The organism is Thauera humireducens (genome assembly GCF_001051995.2).
Taxonomy (GTDB): Bacteria; Pseudomonadota; Gammaproteobacteria; order Burkholderiales; family Rhodocyclaceae; genus Thauera; species Thauera humireducens.
This window is the reverse complement of the sequence record NZ_CP014646.1, coordinates 3,955,972-3,971,952: the sequence shown is the minus strand read 5'-3', so window position 1 is coordinate 3,971,952 and position 15,981 is coordinate 3,955,972. Positions and strand designations below refer to the sequence as shown.

Here is a 15,981-nt window from a genome sequence, read left to right as displayed (position 1 = left end):
ATGTTCGAGAAGATTCTCATCGCCAACCGCGGAGAGATCGCACTCCGCATCCTGCGCGCGTGCCGCGAGCTGGGCATCAAGACCGTCGCGGTGCACTCGGAGGCCGATACCGAGGCCAAATACGTGCGCCTGGCCGACGAGTCCGTATGCATCGGCCCCGCCTCCTCCACGCTCAGTTACCTGAATGTGCCGGCCATCATCTCGGCTGCGGAAGTGACCGACGCCGAAGCGATCCACCCCGGCTATGGCTTCCTGTCCGAGAACGCCGACTTCGCCGAGCGCGTCGAGCAATCAGGCTTCGTCTTCATCGGCCCGCGTCCCGACACGATCCGCCTGATGGGCGACAAGGTGTCGGCCAAGGACGCGATGAAGGCCGCCGGCGTGCCTTGCGTACCGGGCTCGGACGGCGCGCTGCCCGAGGACCCGAAGGAGATCGTCAAGATCGCCCGCGCCGTCGGTTACCCGGTGATCATCAAGGCGGCGGGCGGCGGCGGCGGACGCGGCATGCGCGTCGTGCACACCGAGGCCGCGCTGCTGAACGCCGTCACCACCACCCGCGCCGAAGCGCAGGCCGCTTTCGGCAATCCGGTGGTGTACATGGAGAAGTTCCTCGAAAACCCGCGCCACGTCGAGATCCAGGTGCTGGCCGACCAGCACGGCAACGCCGTCTATCTGGGCGAGCGCGACTGCTCCATGCAGCGCCGCCACCAGAAGGTCATCGAGGAAGCGCCGGCCCCCGGCATCGACCGCAAGCTGATCGCCAAGGTCGGCGAACGCTGCGCCGAAGCCTGCCGCAAGATCGGCTACCGCGGCGCAGGGACCTTCGAGTTCCTGTTCGAGAACGACGAGTTCTACTTCATCGAGATGAACACCCGACTGCAGGTCGAGCATCCGGTGACGGAATTCATCACCGGCGTCGACCTCGTGCAGGCGCAGATTCGCGTCGCAGCCGGCGAGAAGCTGTGGTTCCGCCAGCGCGACATCGAGTTCCGCGGCCATGCGATCGAATGCCGCATCAATGCCGAGGACCCGTTCAAGTTCACGCCCTCGCCCGGTCGCATCAGCAACTGGCACACGCCCGGCGGCCCCGGGGTGCGGGTCGATTCGCACGTCTACAACGGCTACACGGTACCACCGCATTACGACTCGATGATCGGCAAGCTCATCACTTACGGCGACACCCGCGACCAGGCCATCCGCCGCATGCGCATCGCGCTGTCGGAGATGATGGTCGAAGGCATCAAGACCAACGTCCCGCTGCACCAGACGCTGATGCTCGACCCGCGCTTCATCGAAGGCGGCACCAGCATCCACTACCTGGAGCACAAGCTGGCCGACCGCAACGAAGTGAAGGACTGAGCGCCGATGTGGATCTCGGTCACCCTGCAGGCAGACGCGACCAAGGCGGAGGCGCTGTCCGACGCCCTGATGGAGGCCGGTGCCTTGTCGGTGTCCATCGAGGACGCTGACGCCGGCACCGAGGCGGAAACGCCCCAGTTCGGCGAACCGGGCCACCTGCCGACCGCGCTGTGGGATCACAGCCGCGTCATCGCGCTGGTGGACGGCAACACCGACGATGCCGCCCTCGTCGCCCTGCTCACCGAGGCATCGCAGGCCGCCGGCTTCGACGCCCTGCCGCCCTACACCACCGAACAGGTCGCCGAGCAGAACTGGGTGCAGCTCACCCAGAGTCAGTTCGACCCGATCCGCATCACCGACCGCTTGTGGATCGTGCCCTCGTGGCACGAGGCACCCGATCCGGCGGCAATCAACATCGAGCTCGATCCGGGCATGGCCTTCGGCACCGGCTCGCACCCGACCACCCGGCTGTGCCTCGAATGGCTGTGTGACAGCATCACCCCCGGCTGCAGCGTGCTCGACTATGGCTGCGGCTCGGGCATCCTCGCCATCGCGGCAGCCAAGCTGGGCGCGGGCGACGTACTCGGCGTCGATATCGACGAGAAGGCGGTCGAGGCCGCACGCGACAACGCCGAACGCAACGCCGCGACGATCCGTCTGCAGCACTCGGGTACGCCGGTCGGCGACACCTTCGACATCGTGGTCGCCAACATCCTGACCAACCCCTTGTGCGTACTGGCGCCCGCCATTGCCGCGCGCGTTGCGCCGGGGGGCAAGGTGGCGCTGTCGGGCGTGCTCGAGACCCAGGCCGAGCAGGTCATCGAAGCCTGGGCGCCCTTCATCGCGCTGCGGGTCGGCGCCGCCCACGAAGGCTGGATCCGGCTCGAGGGGCAGCGCCCCGCCGCATGATGCTGACCCGCTGCCCAGCCTGCCAGACGGTGTTCCGGCTCAGTCCGGAACAGCTCAACGCACGCCGGGGCGAGGTCCGCTGCGGCCATTGCTTTCATCCTTTCAACGCGCGCGAGCACGAGATCCGGCCACGCGAAGCCCTTGCGACTCCACGAGCGCCGCATCTCACCTTCCCCGAGATCGAGAAGCCGGAGCCACCAAGACCACCAGCCGAACCTCCCCACCCGGCGCCCGAACACTCGCCGACTCAGGCGGCGAGCCTCACCGACCTGGATTTTGAGATCCCGGACTTCCCCGGCCTGACCCCGCCAGACGAGCGTTCCGCGCCGCAAGCGCGTGAAACCAAGCCTGAAAGCTCCGGGCAGCACACGGCAGCAGCGTTGCCCGACGTGCTGCGCAGCGGCCGCCGGCCGGCCTCAACCGAGCCGGCCGGTCACCCCGAACCGGCATCAGCCGCTACGCCCGAACCGTTCATCGAGGAAACGCCGTCGAGCGAACTCCGTACTGAAGAGCCGCGGGCAGCCCCACGCGAGGCCGCGGCGGAGCGCGAACCCACCTTTTCAGTCGCCGAGCCGATCGCACCGGTCGACATCAAGCCGGCCCACATCGACATCGCACGCCTCGACGCACGCTACGGCCGTCCGCCGAAGCCGGCCAGCGCGGCAATACGCACGCTAGAGGGGCTCGCCCTCGGCCTGCTATTCGGACTGTTGCTGGCGCAGGGCACCTACCTGTATCGCACCGACATCGCACGCGAACTGCCGGGCCTGCGCCCGATCCTGACATCAGCCTGCGCACAGCTCGGCTGCAACGTCCCCTATCCCCGCAATGCGGAATCGATCGGGCTCGACGCGTCGGACCTCCAGTCGGAGCCCGGTCGCCCGGGCAATTACGTCCTGAACGCAACGGTGAACAACCGTGCGGATTACGCGCAGGCCTGGCCTCATCTCGAGCTGACGCTGACCGACGCTCGCGACATGCCGATCGCCCGCCGAACCCTCGCGCCCGATGAATGGATTCCTGCGGCACAACAAGGCGAGGCTTTCGCCGGACGACGGGCAGTCAATGCCCGCATCCGGTTCGAAGCGCCCGATCTCGCGCCGACGGGCTACCGGGTCTACGTCTTCTATCCCTGACCTTCTACCCGTGGCCTTCCGCCCCTAACGCCCGTCGTATCGGCACTCAGCGCGTCACGCGCGTCGTGCCGGCATCGCGCAGCACGCGTACACGCTCACCCGGCCGGAAACCCTCGCCCTCGTCAGCCTGCACCACGGCCAGGAACTGTCCGTTATCCAGCCGCACGGTGACCTCGACGCCCTGCGTACGGGTCACCCCTTCCTCGACCGCCGCGCCGGCCAAGCCGCCAGCCACCGCGCCGATCACCGTCGCCACCGCCTGGCCGCGCCCACCACCGATCGTGCTGCCGGCAATGCCGCCCACGGCCGCACCGGCCACGGTACCCACCGGCGTCTTGGTCCCTTCCAGCTGCACGCCGCGTACCGACTCGACAGTGCCGAACTGCACCGTCATCGCACGGCGCGCCTCGGTACGCGAATAGGCCCCGCCGCCCAGTCCCTGCGCGCACCCACCAAGGATGAGCAATGCGGCAAGCGCACCCGCCGTAGCCTGCAATCTGGTCGTTCTCAGACTCACCATAGATCCTCTCCGAAAGCCTGCCGATAACGCGCCGCAATATCGTCGCGCGTCGGCTGGTGGTTCTGTCCGCCGCGGTGGGCGATCTTGATCGCCCCCATCACCGCGGCCAGCCGGCCCGCACGCAGCATGTCCCACCCGCTTGCAATGCCATGCAGCAAGCCGGCGCGGTACGCATCGCCACACCCGGTGGGGTCGATGATCGCATCCGGCTTGGCCGCTGCGATGCTCAACACCTCGCCACGATGACGTATGCGCGATCCCTCCGCTCCCAGCGTCACGACAAAGCCGTCCACCATGGCGGCCAGCTCGGCCTCGCTGCGACCGGTCTTCTCGCTCATCAGGCGAGCCTCGTAGTCATTGACCGTGCAGTAGGTGGCCAGTTGCAGGCACTCGAGTAACTCTTCGCTACCAAGGATGGGCAGTGCCTGGCCCGGATCGAACACGAAGGGCACGCCAGCCGCGGCAAAGCCGCGGGCATGACGCAGCATCCCGTCGCGGCCGTCCGGCGACACGATGCCCAGCTTCACGCCCCTCGCCTCGCGCACGTCATTGAGATGCGAATGGAACATCGCACCCGGGTGGAACGCAGTGATCTGGTTGTCGTCGAGGTCCGTCGTGATGAAGGCCTGTGCGGTAAAGGTGCCCGGCACCTCGCGCACATGGTCCTGGCGCAATCCCAGCTTTTGCAGACGGTAGCGATAGGGTCCTGCATCCTCGCCAACCGTCGCCATGATCAGCGGATCGGCACCCAGCAGCTTCAGCGAGTAGGCAATGTTGCCGGCGCAGCCTCCGAACTCGCGGCGCAGATCCGGCACCAGGAAAGAGACGTTCAGGATGTGGATCTGCTCGGGCAGGATGTGGTTCTTGAAGCGGTCGTGGAAGACCATGATCGAGTCATAGGCGACCGATCCGCAGACGAGGATGGACATAGAGCGGGCCCGCAAGGACGGATGAAAAAGGCCGCCATTATACGAGGCGGCCTTCATACACAACCGGGCAGGCGGTCACGCTCCCTGGGCAGATGGTCGAGACCGTGTGTCCGCCGAGGCGAAGATCAATCCGCCAGTCCTGCCCGCAAGCGCTCCGCCATTTCCTGCAAGGCTTCGCGCGGCGGGTTCTTCACCGGCCACGCCAGCGCCATGCCGTCGTCCGTCCATCGCGGCAGCACGTGGATATGGAAGTGGAACACCGTCTGCGCGCCGGCGGGCTCGTTCGCCTGCAACAGCGTCACGCCCTCGCACCCCGTCACCTTCTTCACGGTGCGCGCCATGCGCGCCGCAGTGCGCAGTGCGGCGCCGGCCAGCGCGTCGTCGAGCGCGTAGATGTTGTCGCGATGCGGCTTCACCAGCACTAGCATGTGACCGGGATTCACCGACTGGATGTCCATGATCGCGAGCGTGTGCTCGTCCTCATACACCTTCGACGCCGGCAGTTCGCCTATCACGATGCGGCAGAACACGCAGTTGTCCATCTCCTCTCCTCATCTGTCTGCATTCTGGTCATCGCATCGTAACCATCGCGTCACCGCACCGCAACGCAGGGTTTCGAGAATGGCCCCATCCCAACAGGATGGACAACAGCCATGCTCGAGAACCGCCAGCCCCGCCAGGACGCCGCCGCCCGCAAGGGGCGCAACCTCCACGTCGGCCTCGCCACCTGCGAGACCGAGATCCTCGAGGCCCAGAAGCTGCGTTTTCGCGTGTTCGCCGACGAGATGGGCGCACGCCTGCCGACGCGCACCCCCGGCGTCGACCGCGACATCTACGACCCCTTCTGCGAGCACCTGATCGTGCGCGACGAGGACGCCGGGCGTATCGTCGGCACCTACCGCATCCTGTCGCCTTCTGCCGCGCGCAGGGTCGGTGGCTATTACTCGGAGAACGAGTTCGACCTCACCCGCCTGCAGCATCTTCGCCCGCGGCTGGTGGAGATCGGCCGCTCGTGCATCGACGCCGACTACCGCAGCGGCGCGGTGATCGCGCTGCTATGGGGCGGCCTCGCACGCTACATGCAGGAGAACGGCTACGACTACCTGATGGGCTGCGCCTCGGTCAGCATGGCCGACGGCGGCCACGCCGCAGCCAGCCTGTATAATCGGCTGCGCGAAAAGCATCTCGCACCGACCGAGTACCACGTGTTCCCGCGCTGCCCACTGCCGATGCGCGCACTGCGCAGTGACCTTGCCGCCGAGCCGCCGCCGCTGATCAAGGGCTACCTGCGCGCTGGCGCCTGGATCTGCGGCGATCCCGCCTGGGATCCCGACTTCAACACCGCCGACCTGCCGATCCTGATGCCGATGACCAAGGTCGACGACCGCTACGCGCGACACTTCATGGGACGCTAGCCTTGATGAATGGACCGGAGACCGCAGTACTGGCGACATCAGCGCAGCCACTGTCGGCCACCCAAGCGACAAGCAGGCCGGAGGTGGCACGATCCACACCACGCCTGCTGCGTGGCTGGCGCTACTTGCGGCTCACGCTGCACCTGCTGCAGGGCGCAGCAACGCTGGTGCTGGTCTATCCCCTCTGTGCGAAGACAACGCAACTGACACTGCGCCAGCGCTGGTCGCAACGCATGCTCGGCATCCTCGGCCTGCGCCTGCAACTGCAGGGCATGCAGATCGCACCGGGCGCAATGCTGGTCGCCAACCACATCTCGTGGGTGGACATCTTCGTCATCAACGCCGCTTCACCTTCGGCCTTTGTCAGCAAGGCCGAGGTGCGCAACTGGCCGCTCATCGGCTGGCTGGCTGCGCGAAATGACACCATCTTCCTGCGCCGCGGCAGCCGCGGGCATGCGCGCATCATCAATGCGGAGATCGCGGCGCTGCTCGATGCCGGCCGCAATGTGGCGATCTTCCCCGAGGGCACCACCACGGACGGCCGCCACGTGCTGCACTTTCATGCCGCACTGCTGCAGCCCGCGGTGGCCTGCGGCCACGCCGTGCAGCCGCTGGCGCTGAGCTACCGGAACATGGACGAAAGCTACAGCCGAGCGCCCGCCTACGATGGCGCGCTGAGCCTGGGCCAGTGCCTGGCCAACATCATCGCAACGCGGGAGCTCGTCGCACGGGTCACGGTTTCCGCGCCCATCGAGACCAGCGACGGCATCGACCGCCGCCGCCTTGCCCAACAGGCGCGAATGGCCATCATGCAGGACATCGGCTGTGCGGATGACGGCGAACACCTCTGAAGGCGAGGCACACGCACCCTGAATACGCACGCGCCTTGACGGACGGCGCCTTACAGGCGCTCAGCCCGGCACCTGGAACACCTCGCCGTCCTCGATCCGCACCGCAGTGAGCTTGCCGCCCCACACGCAGCCCGAATCGAGCGCGATCAGACCCGGCTCGCGGTAGAAACCCAGCGCCGACCAATGGCCGCACACGATCGTGTGCGTGCGATTCATCCGGTCCGGCACGCGGAACCACGGCAGCGTACCCGGCGGCGCCTGCTCGGGCGCCCCTTTCGCGCGCAGCGCCATGCGCCCATCGGGCGTGCAGAAACGCATCCGGGTGCAGGCGTTGACGATCACCCGCAGCCGGTCCCAGCCCTTGAGTCGCTCGTCCCAGCGCTCCGGCCGGTTGCCTGCCAGCTGCAGCAGAAAGGTCTTGGCCTTCGGCCCGGTCAGCGCCGCCGCCACCTCGTCGGAGAGCGCCTTCGCCTTCGTCACTGTCCAGCCGGGCAGCAAGCCCGCGTGCACCAGCACATGCTCGCCCTGGACCTGCACCAGCGGCCGGCGCGCGAGCCAGTCCAGCAACTCGTCGCGATCCGGCGCCTCCAGCACCTGGTAAAGGGTGTCGTCGCTATCGCGCCGCGCATAGCCGGCCGCGACCATCAACAGATAGAGATCGTGGTTGCCCAGCACGACATTCGCCGCCGCCCCCATGTCGCGCAGCAGCCGCAGTACGCGCAGCGATTCCGGCCCCCGATTGACGAGATCGCCGACCACCCAGAGGCAGTCCTGAGTCGGGTCGAAGGCGATGCGCTCGAGCATACGGTCGAGTGGTGCGTAACAGCCCTGGATGTCGCCGATAGCGTAAATGGACATGCTTTGGATTGCGCGAGCGCTCAGGACCGCGGATCGGTGTCAAGGACCGGGGATTGTAAGGGCTTCAGGAGGCAAGAACATTGCACCAATTCATTACCGCGTCACATCCCGCACTGAAAATACGAGACGCCATAAGGCTCCGACGGACTGCATTTGCTGTGCAGCCAACAACCTAACCAACCTCTTCTATGGGATCAACAACGTGAAGAAGAAACTCCTCGCCTGCGCTCTCACTGCCGCGTTCTGCGGGCACGCCGCTGCTCAATCGAATGTCACCGTTTACGGCGTGATGGACCTGGGCTACAGCTATCGCGACGCGGATGGCCAGGGCTCCACGAGCTCCATCGACAGCGGAATATCTGGCGGCTCACGTCTTGGCTTCCGGGGCTCCGAGGACTTGGGCAACGGCATGAAGGTCAATTTCCGCCTGGAAACCGGTGTCGAGGCTGACCGCGGCATCGCAGCCCAAGGCGAACGTGCATTCGGCCGCGCCGCATGGGTCAGCCTTTCCGGCGGCTTTGGCGAGCTACGCGTTGGCCGCCAGAATGCACTTGGCTACGACTGGTTTGGCGGCACCGTTTCGCCGTGGGGAACGAACTTCCTGCAAGCCAACCCGAAGACCGTGTTTGGCTACGATGCGGTGGCAGAACGCGTCGACAACGCCGTGTTCTACTACTCCCCCAATCTGTCCGGCTTCCAACTGGCTGCTGGCTACTCGACCCGGCGCGAAGGTCAGGAAACGCTCGAGAACGACAACGACCAGAGCGTCTTCTCGGCGGGCCTGAGCTACGCCAACGGCCCGCTCAAACTGGCGCTTACCTATGATCAGCGCAATGTGTCCGACCTTGCCGAAGGCCCGGGTACCGATGATGTGAAGAACATTGCACTCGGCGGCAGCTATGACTTCGGCGCCCTCAAGGTGCATGCAGGTTTCGGGCAACTGAAGAACGTCGGCTTCGATAAGTCGGCGCAAACCGAGAAAGCCTGGCTGATCGGCGCATCGATGCCGATCGGCAAGGCGGGCGAGTTGATGGCGACCTACCAAACCGCAAGCGAAGACCTCAACGTCAATGCTTACGGCACGCGTTTCGACGACGACGTGAAGGGCATCAGCGTGGTGTATAGCCACAAGCTCTCGAAGCGCACCAAGCTCTATGCGTATGCCAGCCAGTACAACGATTCCGTGCTGGACGCCGCCAAGGACAAGCTGGGCGACAGCACCGAGTTTGCGCTCGGCATCAATCACAGCTTCTGATCGAAAGATCTGAAACCACGACCACCGCCCTACGGGGCGGTTTCTTGTATGCAGTCGCAGTAAACGACAAAACGGGAGCCGAAGCTCCCGTTTTTACTTTCAAACCTGTCGATAAGACAGATTAGAAGCGGTGACGCACGCCCAGGTTGAAACCCTTCTGGTAGCCTTCGCCGCCGTTGGTGGCGTCGCCAGAGCTGGCCAGCAGGACGTCATCCTTGTTGTTGATGTCAGCGTAGACCGTGTAGATGTCGGTACGCTTCGACAGCGCGTGGGTGTAACCCAGGGCCCACTGACCAACCTTGTAGTCGTCGCCAGCGAAGTCGTACTTGCCCGACACGTAGGAAGCCATGACCTTGCCAGCAGCGCCAACCGGAGCGGTCACGCCGAGCATCCAGTACTTGGCCTTCTCGTCGTCGCCCAGACCGGTGAACTCGGCGTCGTACTTGTTCTGACCATACATGGCCGAAACCTTGGCCACGCCGAAGTCATAGGCGGCAGCCAGATCCCACACCTTGTTCTTGCCGCTCGCGCCTTCAACCTTGACCTGGTGGTAGTTGGCAGCCAGCGACAGCGGGCCGTTGTTGTACATCGGGGAGATGCCCCAGACGCGTGCATCACCGTCGTTGTCGATGTTTTCTTGATCGTTTGCTTGGGTCGAGTAAGCAGCGATCACGGTCAGGCCCGAGAAGTTCGGGGAGATATAGACAAGAGCGTTGTCCAAGCGACCCGAGTTGGTCTGCTCGTAAACGTTCGAGATCTTGCCGACGGTGCCGTCACCGAACGGATCGTAAGCGCCGTGAAGCATGTTCTGCATGTGGTACTGACGACCCACGCGAACTTCACCGAAGCCACCAGCCAGCGAAACGAAGGACTGACGACCGAAAGTCTTCTCACCTTGGGCGCTGACACCACGATCGGCAAAAAAACCTTGTTCCAGCACGAAGCCAGCCTTCAGGCCATTGCCCAGGTCTTCGGTGCCGCGGAAGCCGAGGCGGCTGCCGTTGGCAACGCCGGAGTCGATTGCAGTCTTGCTGCCGACGCCGTCAACGAAGTGGTCGCCACGGTAGCTGAAGCCCATGTCCACCAGACCGTAGATGGTCACGTTCGACTGAGCGAAGGCCGGAGCCGAAACCAGGCCGGCGACAGCCAGCGCGATCAGTTTCTTCTGCATGTGTTTCTCCTCAAATATGAAGTTGAGACCTTGGCATGTGCCTCGGCCCTACTCACCTCTCTGGCGAGAAGTTGGAGCGATTCTGCAAACCCGCCGCGCCCCTTGCAAGCCCGGCAGCGCTAAAACACCACATTCGGAGGATTGTTGTTGCAGTCGTGCAACAGATGACAACGCCAATGGCACCTGCCTGCGGGAATCGCAGCCGGTGCCGTCGGGCGGGGTTGAGCCCCTGACAATGGGATACCCGCATGCCCGAACCCACGTACGATCGGGAGGGAGCGCCGTGTATCAAAGACGGAACTCAGACCCGGCTTAGCACTCTGATGCCCCGAGTGCTAATATCTGAGCGCAAGGAGGACACAAGCCTATGTCTCAAGCCCTGACGTTCCCCGTTCCCGCCGCCGGCAGCCTGGATCAGTACATCCAGAGCGTGAATCGCATGCCGATGCTGAGCGAGCAGCAGGAGGTGGAACTGGCGACGCGGCTGCGCGATGACGGCGATGTCGATGCTGCCCGCCAGTTGGTCATGTCGCATCTGCGCGTGGTGGTTGCGATCGCTCGTGGTTATCTGGGTTACGGCCTGCCGCATGCCGACCTGATCCAGGAAGGCAACATCGGCCTGATGAAGGCCGTGAAGCGCTTCGACCCGACGCGTGGTGTGCGTCTGGTTTCGTTCGCGATCCACTGGATCAAGGCCGAGATCCACGAGTACATCCTGAAGAACTGGCGGCTGGTGAAGATCGCGACCACCAAGGCGCAGCGCAAGCTGTTCTTCAACCTGCGGGGCATGAAGCAGGACAGCACGACGCTGAACCCGCTCGAAGTGAAGTCGATCGCCGCCCAACTGGGCGTGAAGCCGGAAGAAGTCGTCGAGATGGAAACCCGCCTCGGCGGTCGCGACATTCCGCTCGAGGGCGGCAACGACGACGATGACGAGCGCTTCGCGCCCATCGCCTACCTGCCCGACCCGCACGCCGAACCTTCGGAAGTGCTGGAGCAGACGCAGCTCGCCCATCTGCAGGACAGCGGCCTGCGCAACGCGCTGGCCAGCCTGGACGACCGCAGCCGCGCCATCGTCCAGCGCCGCTGGTTGAGCGAAGGCGACAGCGCCACGCTGCACGAACTGGCCGCCGAATACGGCGTGTCGGCCGAACGCATCCGCCAGATCGAGGCCAAGGCCATGCAGAAGATGCGCGGGATGCTGGCGGCGGTCGCCTGACCCGACGGCCTCGCACACAAGCGGAAACGGCAACCGGGAGGTTGCCGTTTTGCGTTTACGCGGCCGCCGTGTTCATGCGGCCCTTGTCACAACCGGCCTGCGTCACTTCCCTGCCAGCAGCGCCTTGATGTCCGCCGCGATGACTGCGGGCTCCTCGGCATGTTTCACGTACAGGCGCAACCGGCCCTGCGGGTCGAACACGTAGGTGCCAGCCGAGTGGTCGATGGTGTAGTGCCCGGTCAGGTCGCCGCTCTTGCGGTAGAAGACGCGGAAATCCTTGGCCACCTCGGCGATCTTGTCAGGTGTACCGTACAGGCCGAGGAAGCGCTTGTCGAACACCGGCACGTACTCGGCCAGCAACGCGGGCGTATCGCGCTCGGGATCGACGGTGATGAAGATCACCTGGACCTTGTCGCCATCCGGGCCGAGTTGCCGCATGACTTCGCTCATGCCCGCCAGCGCGGTGGGGCAGACGTCCGGGCACTGGGTGTAACCGAAGAAGATCGTCACCACCTTGCCCTTGAAGTCCGCGAGCGTACGAGCCTGGCCGTGGTGGTCGATGAGCTGCAGCGTCTTGCCGTACTCGGCGCCGGTGATGTCGGTGCTGCGGAAGATTGGCTCGGGCGGGGTGCAGGCTGCGAGCGTGGCGACTGCGAGTGCCATTGCCGCGGCACGGGCAAGGCGGGAAAGACAGGACATGCGGGAGAAGCGGAACGACATCGGGCACCTCATGCTGCCGGTTGAATCAGCGCCCGATGATAGACGCTTGCGACGCGCGCAAACACCGCCTGCGTCAAGGCGCCGCAGTCACCCGCCGGTCACCACGGCAGGTAGTGGTCGACCAGCAGCGCCCCGAACAGCCCGAACAGATAGGCAATGGAAAAGCGGAAGGTGCGTCGCGCCAGCGCATCGCTGTAGTCGCGGTACAGCCGCCAGGCGTAGCGGATGAACTGCAAGCCGAGCGCCACCGCCACGCCCAGATAGAGCGCGCCGCTCATGCGCGTAGCGAAGGGCAGCAGCGTGACGCCGAACAGGATCAGCGTGTACAGCAGCACCGACAGGCGGGTGAATTCGGCGCCGTGCGTGACCGGCAGCATCGGCAACCCGGCGCGCGCATAATCGGCGGTCCGGTACAGAGCCAGCGCCCAGAAGTGCGGCGGCGTCCAGGCGAAGATGATGAGGAACAGCAGCAGCGCGTCGGCGCTGACCTCGCCCGACACCGCGGCCCAGCCCAGCACAGGGGGCATGGCGCCGGAGGCGCCGCCAATCACGATATTCTGCGGCGTGCGCGGCTTCAGCAGCACGGTATAGACGACCGCGTAGCCGACGAAGGTAGCGAGCGTCAGCCACATCGTCAGCGGATTGACCATCTGGTGCAGCAGCGTCAGGCCAGAGCCGCCGAGCACGCCGGCGAACAGCAGCACCTCGGGCGGCGACAGCTCGCCGCGCGGCAGCGGCCGGGCCCGGGTGCGCGTCATGCGGGCATCGATCTGCTGTTCGATCAGGCAATTCATCGCTGCCGCCGCACCGGCGACGCAGGCGATGCCGACCGTCGCGGCGAACACCGTCATAGCGTCGGGCAAGCCTTCGGGCACGGCGAGGAACATGCCGATCACCGCGCAGAACACGATCAAGGTATTCACCCGCGGCTTGGTCAGCACGTAGAAGGCGCGCATACGGCTGGCGCGGGCGGCATCCAAAGCGGCGATTTTCATGATCTCCCCTCCTCGATCGCCATCGTCAGCGGCGGAGCCGCCCGACGCTGCGGCGCGACGGATGGCAGGGCGCGCGGCGCCCCCAGCCGGAAATTGACCCACACCATCACAAACACCAGCAGGGCTGCGCCAGCGTTGTGCGCTGCGGCCAGCGGCAGGGGCAGCGACAGCAGCACGTTGGCGACGCCGAGCCCGACCTGCAACGCCAAGGCCGCAAGCAGCGCGACGCCGACATCGAGGGTGGCGCGCCGCCGGCACAACGCGCCGCCGAGCAGCAACAGCGCGCCCCCCGCGACCAGCGCACCGATGCGGTGCGACCAGTGGATGGCGGTGAGTGCGGCGTTGGACAGCAACTCGCCGTCGGCCGTCATGCCGAGTTCGCGCACGACGTGGAAGGCGTTGGCATAGTCGGCGTCCGGCGCGAAGCTGCCGTGACAGGTCGGGAAGTCGGTGCAGGCCAGCGCCGCGTAGTTGGTGCTGGTCCAGCCGCCGAGCGCGATCTGCGCGATCAGCAGGACGAAGGCCAGTCTGGCGCCCAACTGCAGACGGCGCGTCGACCGACCCGCATGGGATAACGATGTCATCGGCTGCACGGCACCCGAGGCGCGCAGCGCCAGCCAGGCCAGCAGCGCCAGCGTCGTCAGTCCGCCCAGCAGGTGTGCGGTGACGATGGCGGGCTTCAGCAGCAGGGTCACCGTCCATTTGCCGAGCAGTCCCTGGAAGATCACGACCCCGACCAGCGCCAAGGCCACAGCCGGCGCAGCACGTGGATTGTCGCGCAATCGCCAGCCCAGCACCGCGAGCGCGATGATCAGCAGGCCCAAGCTGGCAGCGAGGTAGCGGTGGATCATCTCCTTCCACGCCTTGGGCAGGCTGACGGGGCCGTCGGGCTCCGCGGCATGCACGTCGCGGATCACGTCGGCGGCATGCGCCGGCGTGAGCTTGCCATAGCAACCGGGCCAGTCCGGACAGCCGAGCCCGGCATCGGCCAAGCGCACATAGGCGCCGAACACCACGACGACGAAAGTCAGCAGCAGCGCGCCGAGGGCCAGGCGCCGATACAGGCGCAGGCCGCGACTCACGGCCGCCCTCCCCGCCCCAGCGCCGAATACTTCAGCAGCCGTTGCAGATCCTTGGTCAGCGCGCGCGCCGCCACCGTCGCATCGGCCTGGTCGTCGAAACGCATCATGACGTTGCCCAGCGGATCGACGAGATGAATGGTGCCAGGCGCCCACTGCGGCAGGGTCGCGAGCCACGCCGCATCGGCACGGGCAATCCGCAGCTCGTCGGCCACCGACGCACCCGGCAGACGATCGGCTGGCGGCTCCACACCATCGCTGACCAGCCACAGCCGGCCAACCCGCTCCATCTCCTTCGCCTGGGCGATGCGCGCCTGGCGCGACACGTACAGCGCCCGCGCGCAGGCCGCATCGCAGGCGGCGGGCGCGGCCACCACCAGCGTCCAGCGACCCTCGAGTTCGCCCCGCGTCAGTACCGGCTGGCCCCCAAGCCCGGACAAGCCGCTCTGCGGCAAGGGCGTCAGCGACAGCAATTCGCCGTTGTTCACCCGCCCCTGCGGCTGCCACACGTAGAACATGAAGTAGGACGCCAGCACCGGCAGCACGCATACCAGCGCCAGCAGCAGCAAGGTGCGGCGCGCCCGGCGTCGGCGCACGGGCGGCGGCACGGGACCGAGGGGCTCAGTGCCCGGCGAAGCGAGGGTTCCGCTGCTCATGATCTCTCCGAGAAACAAGGTGCCAGACATATGCGAGGGTGAGCACGGCCGCGAGCGCCGCGAGCGCATACCACTGGAAGGCGTAGCCGCGATGACGCTCGATGCCGGCCGACGGCAACGGCCAGTCACGCACCAGGCCGTCATTCACGACCGTGGTCTGCAGCACAATCCAGGGCGCGACACAGGGCGATGCTGCGGCGGCGCCCTGCGCAGGCAGCGCCGTGGTGCTTGCGCCTTCTGTCGTCGCCCCTTCGGTCATCGCACTGCCCACGCCGTCGGCCGCTGCCGTCACAGGGCAGCGCGCCAGCCCCAGGCCGGACGCCGCCGCCCATTGGGCCAGATCGAGCACCTGCACCACCTTGTCGCCACTCGACTGGTTCGCGCGCGCCAGGGTGAAGGGCGAGGCTTCAGGTCGGTGCAGCCGGCCCTCCAGTCGAACCGGTCCGCGCGCAACCGACACGTCCGGCACCGCGCGGCGGTCCGGCCCCACCGCGATCCAGCCACGATTGACCACCACCACGCCCGAGCCGTCGGCAAGCTTCAGGGGCGTCAGCACGTGATAGCCGGCCTGCCCGGCATGGGTGCGGTTGTCCAGCAGGATCGTTGCCGCCGGCAACCACTCGCCCTCGAGCAGCAGGCGCTGGCCCGGCCGCAACCCCGCTCCGTCGGTGCCGGCCGCCAGCGGCGCGGTGGTCGTTGCACGCACGGCAGGCCGCGCTGTCGCGTCGTCGAGCAGCGCCTGCAACGCGGTCTTCTCCTGCGCGCGGCGCAATTGCCAGTTGCCGAGCGACACCGTGAGGGCGACCACGAGCACGCCCGCCAGCAGGGGCAGCAGCATCCGCAGGCGTCCCGTTGCCCGGCCGCTCACGAGCACGCCTCCTCCGTTTGGTGCGCCCCATCGACGCGGCT

The 15,981-nt window shown here is 66.4% G+C and carries 17 protein-coding genes; 7 read left to right on the top strand and 10 right to left on the bottom strand.

Annotated elements, in window-relative coordinates; translation table 11 throughout:
- From accC to AC731_RS18420, 3 genes are read left to right on the top strand one after another with little or no spacing between them, the layout of a single operon-like run.
- The gene (gene accC, locus AC731_RS18430; protein ID WP_048708352.1) at positions 1-1,359 is read left to right on the top strand and encodes an acetyl-CoA carboxylase biotin carboxylase subunit; all 1,359 of its coding nucleotides are present in this window, start codon (positions 1-3) and stop codon (positions 1,357-1,359) included.
- Between the two features lie 6 nt (positions 1,360-1,365).
- Entirely contained in the window at positions 1,366-2,268 is a 903-nt protein-coding gene (prmA, locus tag AC731_RS18425; protein ID WP_048708350.1) for a 50S ribosomal protein L11 methyltransferase, read from the top strand.
- Complete coding sequence (locus AC731_RS18420; RefSeq protein ID WP_082794370.1) at positions 2,265-3,404, top strand: DUF3426 domain-containing protein; 1,140 nt, start codon at positions 2,265-2,267, stop codon at positions 3,402-3,404. The genes prmA and AC731_RS18420 overlap by 4 nt, the downstream gene beginning before the upstream one ends.
- A 46-nt stretch (positions 3,405-3,450) precedes the next feature.
- Here the strand turns inward: AC731_RS18420 and AC731_RS18415 are convergent, their stop codons facing one another.
- The 3 genes from AC731_RS18415 to AC731_RS18405 form a co-directional block, all read right to left on the bottom strand.
- A complete protein-coding gene (locus AC731_RS18415) occupies positions 3,451-3,924 on the bottom strand; it encodes an outer membrane lipoprotein (protein WP_048708347.1) in 474 nt (157 codons plus the stop codon).
- Entirely contained in the window at positions 3,918-4,853 is a 936-nt protein-coding gene (locus tag AC731_RS18410; protein WP_048708345.1) for a carbohydrate kinase family protein, read from the bottom strand. The genes AC731_RS18415 and AC731_RS18410 overlap by 7 nt, the downstream gene beginning before the upstream one ends.
- A gap of 125 nt (positions 4,854-4,978) precedes the next feature.
- Positions 4,979-5,395 (bottom strand): HIT family protein, encoded by a 417-nt coding sequence (locus AC731_RS18405; protein ID WP_048708343.1) that lies wholly within the window; start codon positions 5,393-5,395, stop codon positions 4,979-4,981.
- Positions 5,396-5,506: 111 nt separating this feature from the next.
- Here AC731_RS18405 and AC731_RS18400 point away from each other — a divergent pair, with 111 nt between their 5' ends.
- Entirely contained in the window at positions 5,507-6,268 is a 762-nt protein-coding gene (locus AC731_RS18400; protein WP_048708341.1) for a GNAT family N-acetyltransferase, read from the top strand.
- Positions 6,269-6,375: 107 nt separating this feature from the next.
- A complete protein-coding gene (locus AC731_RS18395; protein WP_205626690.1) occupies positions 6,376-7,119 on the top strand; it encodes a lysophospholipid acyltransferase family protein in 744 nt (247 codons plus the stop codon).
- 60 nt (positions 7,120-7,179) lie between these two features.
- Here the strand turns inward: AC731_RS18395 and AC731_RS18390 are convergent, their stop codons facing one another.
- The gene (locus tag AC731_RS18390; protein ID WP_048708338.1) at positions 7,180-7,977 is read right to left on the bottom strand and encodes a symmetrical bis(5'-nucleosyl)-tetraphosphatase; all 798 of its coding nucleotides are present in this window, start codon (positions 7,975-7,977) and stop codon (positions 7,180-7,182) included.
- A 202-nt stretch (positions 7,978-8,179) separates the two neighbouring features.
- Here AC731_RS18390 and AC731_RS18385 point away from each other — a divergent pair, with 202 nt between their 5' ends.
- Positions 8,180-9,232, top strand: coding sequence for a porin (locus AC731_RS18385; RefSeq protein ID WP_169800069.1), 1,053 nt, complete (start codon positions 8,180-8,182; stop codon positions 9,230-9,232).
- A 121-nt stretch (positions 9,233-9,353) separates the two neighbouring features.
- Here AC731_RS18385 and AC731_RS18380 read toward each other — a convergent pair whose 3' ends face one another.
- On the bottom strand, positions 9,354-10,403 hold the full coding sequence (locus AC731_RS18380) for a porin (protein WP_048708335.1): 1,050 nt from the start codon (positions 10,401-10,403) through the stop codon (positions 9,354-9,356).
- Between the two features lie 367 nt (positions 10,404-10,770).
- On the opposite strand from AC731_RS18380, the gene rpoH reads away from it, so the two are divergent.
- The gene (gene rpoH, locus AC731_RS18375) at positions 10,771-11,622 is read left to right on the top strand and encodes an RNA polymerase sigma factor RpoH (RefSeq protein ID WP_048708334.1); all 852 of its coding nucleotides are present in this window, start codon (positions 10,771-10,773) and stop codon (positions 11,620-11,622) included.
- Between the two features lie 102 nt (positions 11,623-11,724).
- Here the strand turns inward: rpoH and AC731_RS18370 are convergent, their stop codons facing one another.
- The 5 genes from AC731_RS18370 to AC731_RS18350 all read right to left on the bottom strand — a co-directional run bounded on the left by AC731_RS18370 (position 11,725) and on the right by AC731_RS18350 (position 15,940).
- Positions 11,725-12,342 (bottom strand): SCO family protein, encoded by a 618-nt coding sequence (locus AC731_RS18370; protein ID WP_048708332.1) that lies wholly within the window; start codon positions 12,340-12,342, stop codon positions 11,725-11,727.
- A 98-nt stretch (positions 12,343-12,440) separates the two neighbouring features.
- Positions 12,441-13,337: a heme o synthase gene (gene cyoE / locus AC731_RS18365; RefSeq protein ID WP_048708331.1), complete on the bottom strand. Its 897-nt coding sequence runs from the start codon at positions 13,335-13,337 to the stop codon at positions 12,441-12,443.
- Positions 13,334-14,419: a COX15/CtaA family protein gene (locus tag AC731_RS18360; protein WP_237266566.1), complete on the bottom strand. Its 1,086-nt coding sequence runs from the start codon at positions 14,417-14,419 to the stop codon at positions 13,334-13,336. Before AC731_RS18360 ends, cyoE begins: the two co-directional genes overlap by 4 nt.
- Complete coding sequence (locus AC731_RS18355) at positions 14,416-15,072, bottom strand: hypothetical protein (RefSeq protein ID WP_048708329.1); 657 nt, start codon at positions 15,070-15,072, stop codon at positions 14,416-14,418. The genes AC731_RS18360 and AC731_RS18355 overlap by 4 nt, the downstream gene beginning before the upstream one ends.
- Entirely contained in the window at positions 15,038-15,940 is a 903-nt protein-coding gene (locus tag AC731_RS18350) for an SURF1 family protein (protein ID WP_048710357.1), read from the bottom strand. Before AC731_RS18350 ends, AC731_RS18355 begins: the two co-directional genes overlap by 35 nt.
- Positions 15,941-15,981: the final 41 nt, after the last annotated feature.

Excerpts from the sequence above, each read along its gene's own strand:
- accC (WP_048708352.1), top strand. The coding sequence starts at position 1 with ATGTTCGAGAAGATTCTCATCGCCAACCGCGGAGAGATCGCACTCCGC.
- prmA (WP_048708350.1), top strand. The coding sequence starts at position 1,366 with ATGTGGATCTCGGTCACCCTGCAGGCAGACGCGACCAAGGCGGAGGCG.
- AC731_RS18420 (WP_082794370.1), top strand. The coding sequence starts at position 2,265 with ATGATGCTGACCCGCTGCCCAGCCTGCCAGACGGTGTTCCGGCTCAGT.
- AC731_RS18415 (WP_048708347.1), bottom strand. The coding sequence starts at position 3,924 with ATGGTGAGTCTGAGAACGACCAGATTGCAGGCTACGGCGGGTGCGCTT.
- AC731_RS18410 (WP_048708345.1), bottom strand. The coding sequence starts at position 4,853 with ATGTCCATCCTCGTCTGCGGATCGGTCGCCTATGACTCGATCATGGTC.
- AC731_RS18405 (WP_048708343.1), bottom strand. The coding sequence starts at position 5,395 with ATGGACAACTGCGTGTTCTGCCGCATCGTGATAGGCGAACTGCCGGCG.
- AC731_RS18400 (WP_048708341.1), top strand. The coding sequence starts at position 5,507 with ATGCTCGAGAACCGCCAGCCCCGCCAGGACGCCGCCGCCCGCAAGGGG.
- AC731_RS18390 (WP_048708338.1), bottom strand. The coding sequence starts at position 7,977 with ATGTCCATTTACGCTATCGGCGACATCCAGGGCTGTTACGCACCACTC.
- AC731_RS18380 (WP_048708335.1), bottom strand. The coding sequence starts at position 10,403 with ATGCAGAAGAAACTGATCGCGCTGGCTGTCGCCGGCCTGGTTTCGGCT.
- rpoH (WP_048708334.1), top strand. The coding sequence starts at position 10,771 with ATGTCTCAAGCCCTGACGTTCCCCGTTCCCGCCGCCGGCAGCCTGGAT.
- AC731_RS18370 (WP_048708332.1), bottom strand. The coding sequence starts at position 12,342 with ATGTCGTTCCGCTTCTCCCGCATGTCCTGTCTTTCCCGCCTTGCCCGT.
- cyoE (WP_048708331.1), bottom strand. The coding sequence starts at position 13,337 with ATGAAAATCGCCGCTTTGGATGCCGCCCGCGCCAGCCGTATGCGCGCC.
- AC731_RS18355 (WP_048708329.1), bottom strand. The coding sequence starts at position 15,072 with ATGAGCAGCGGAACCCTCGCTTCGCCGGGCACTGAGCCCCTCGGTCCC.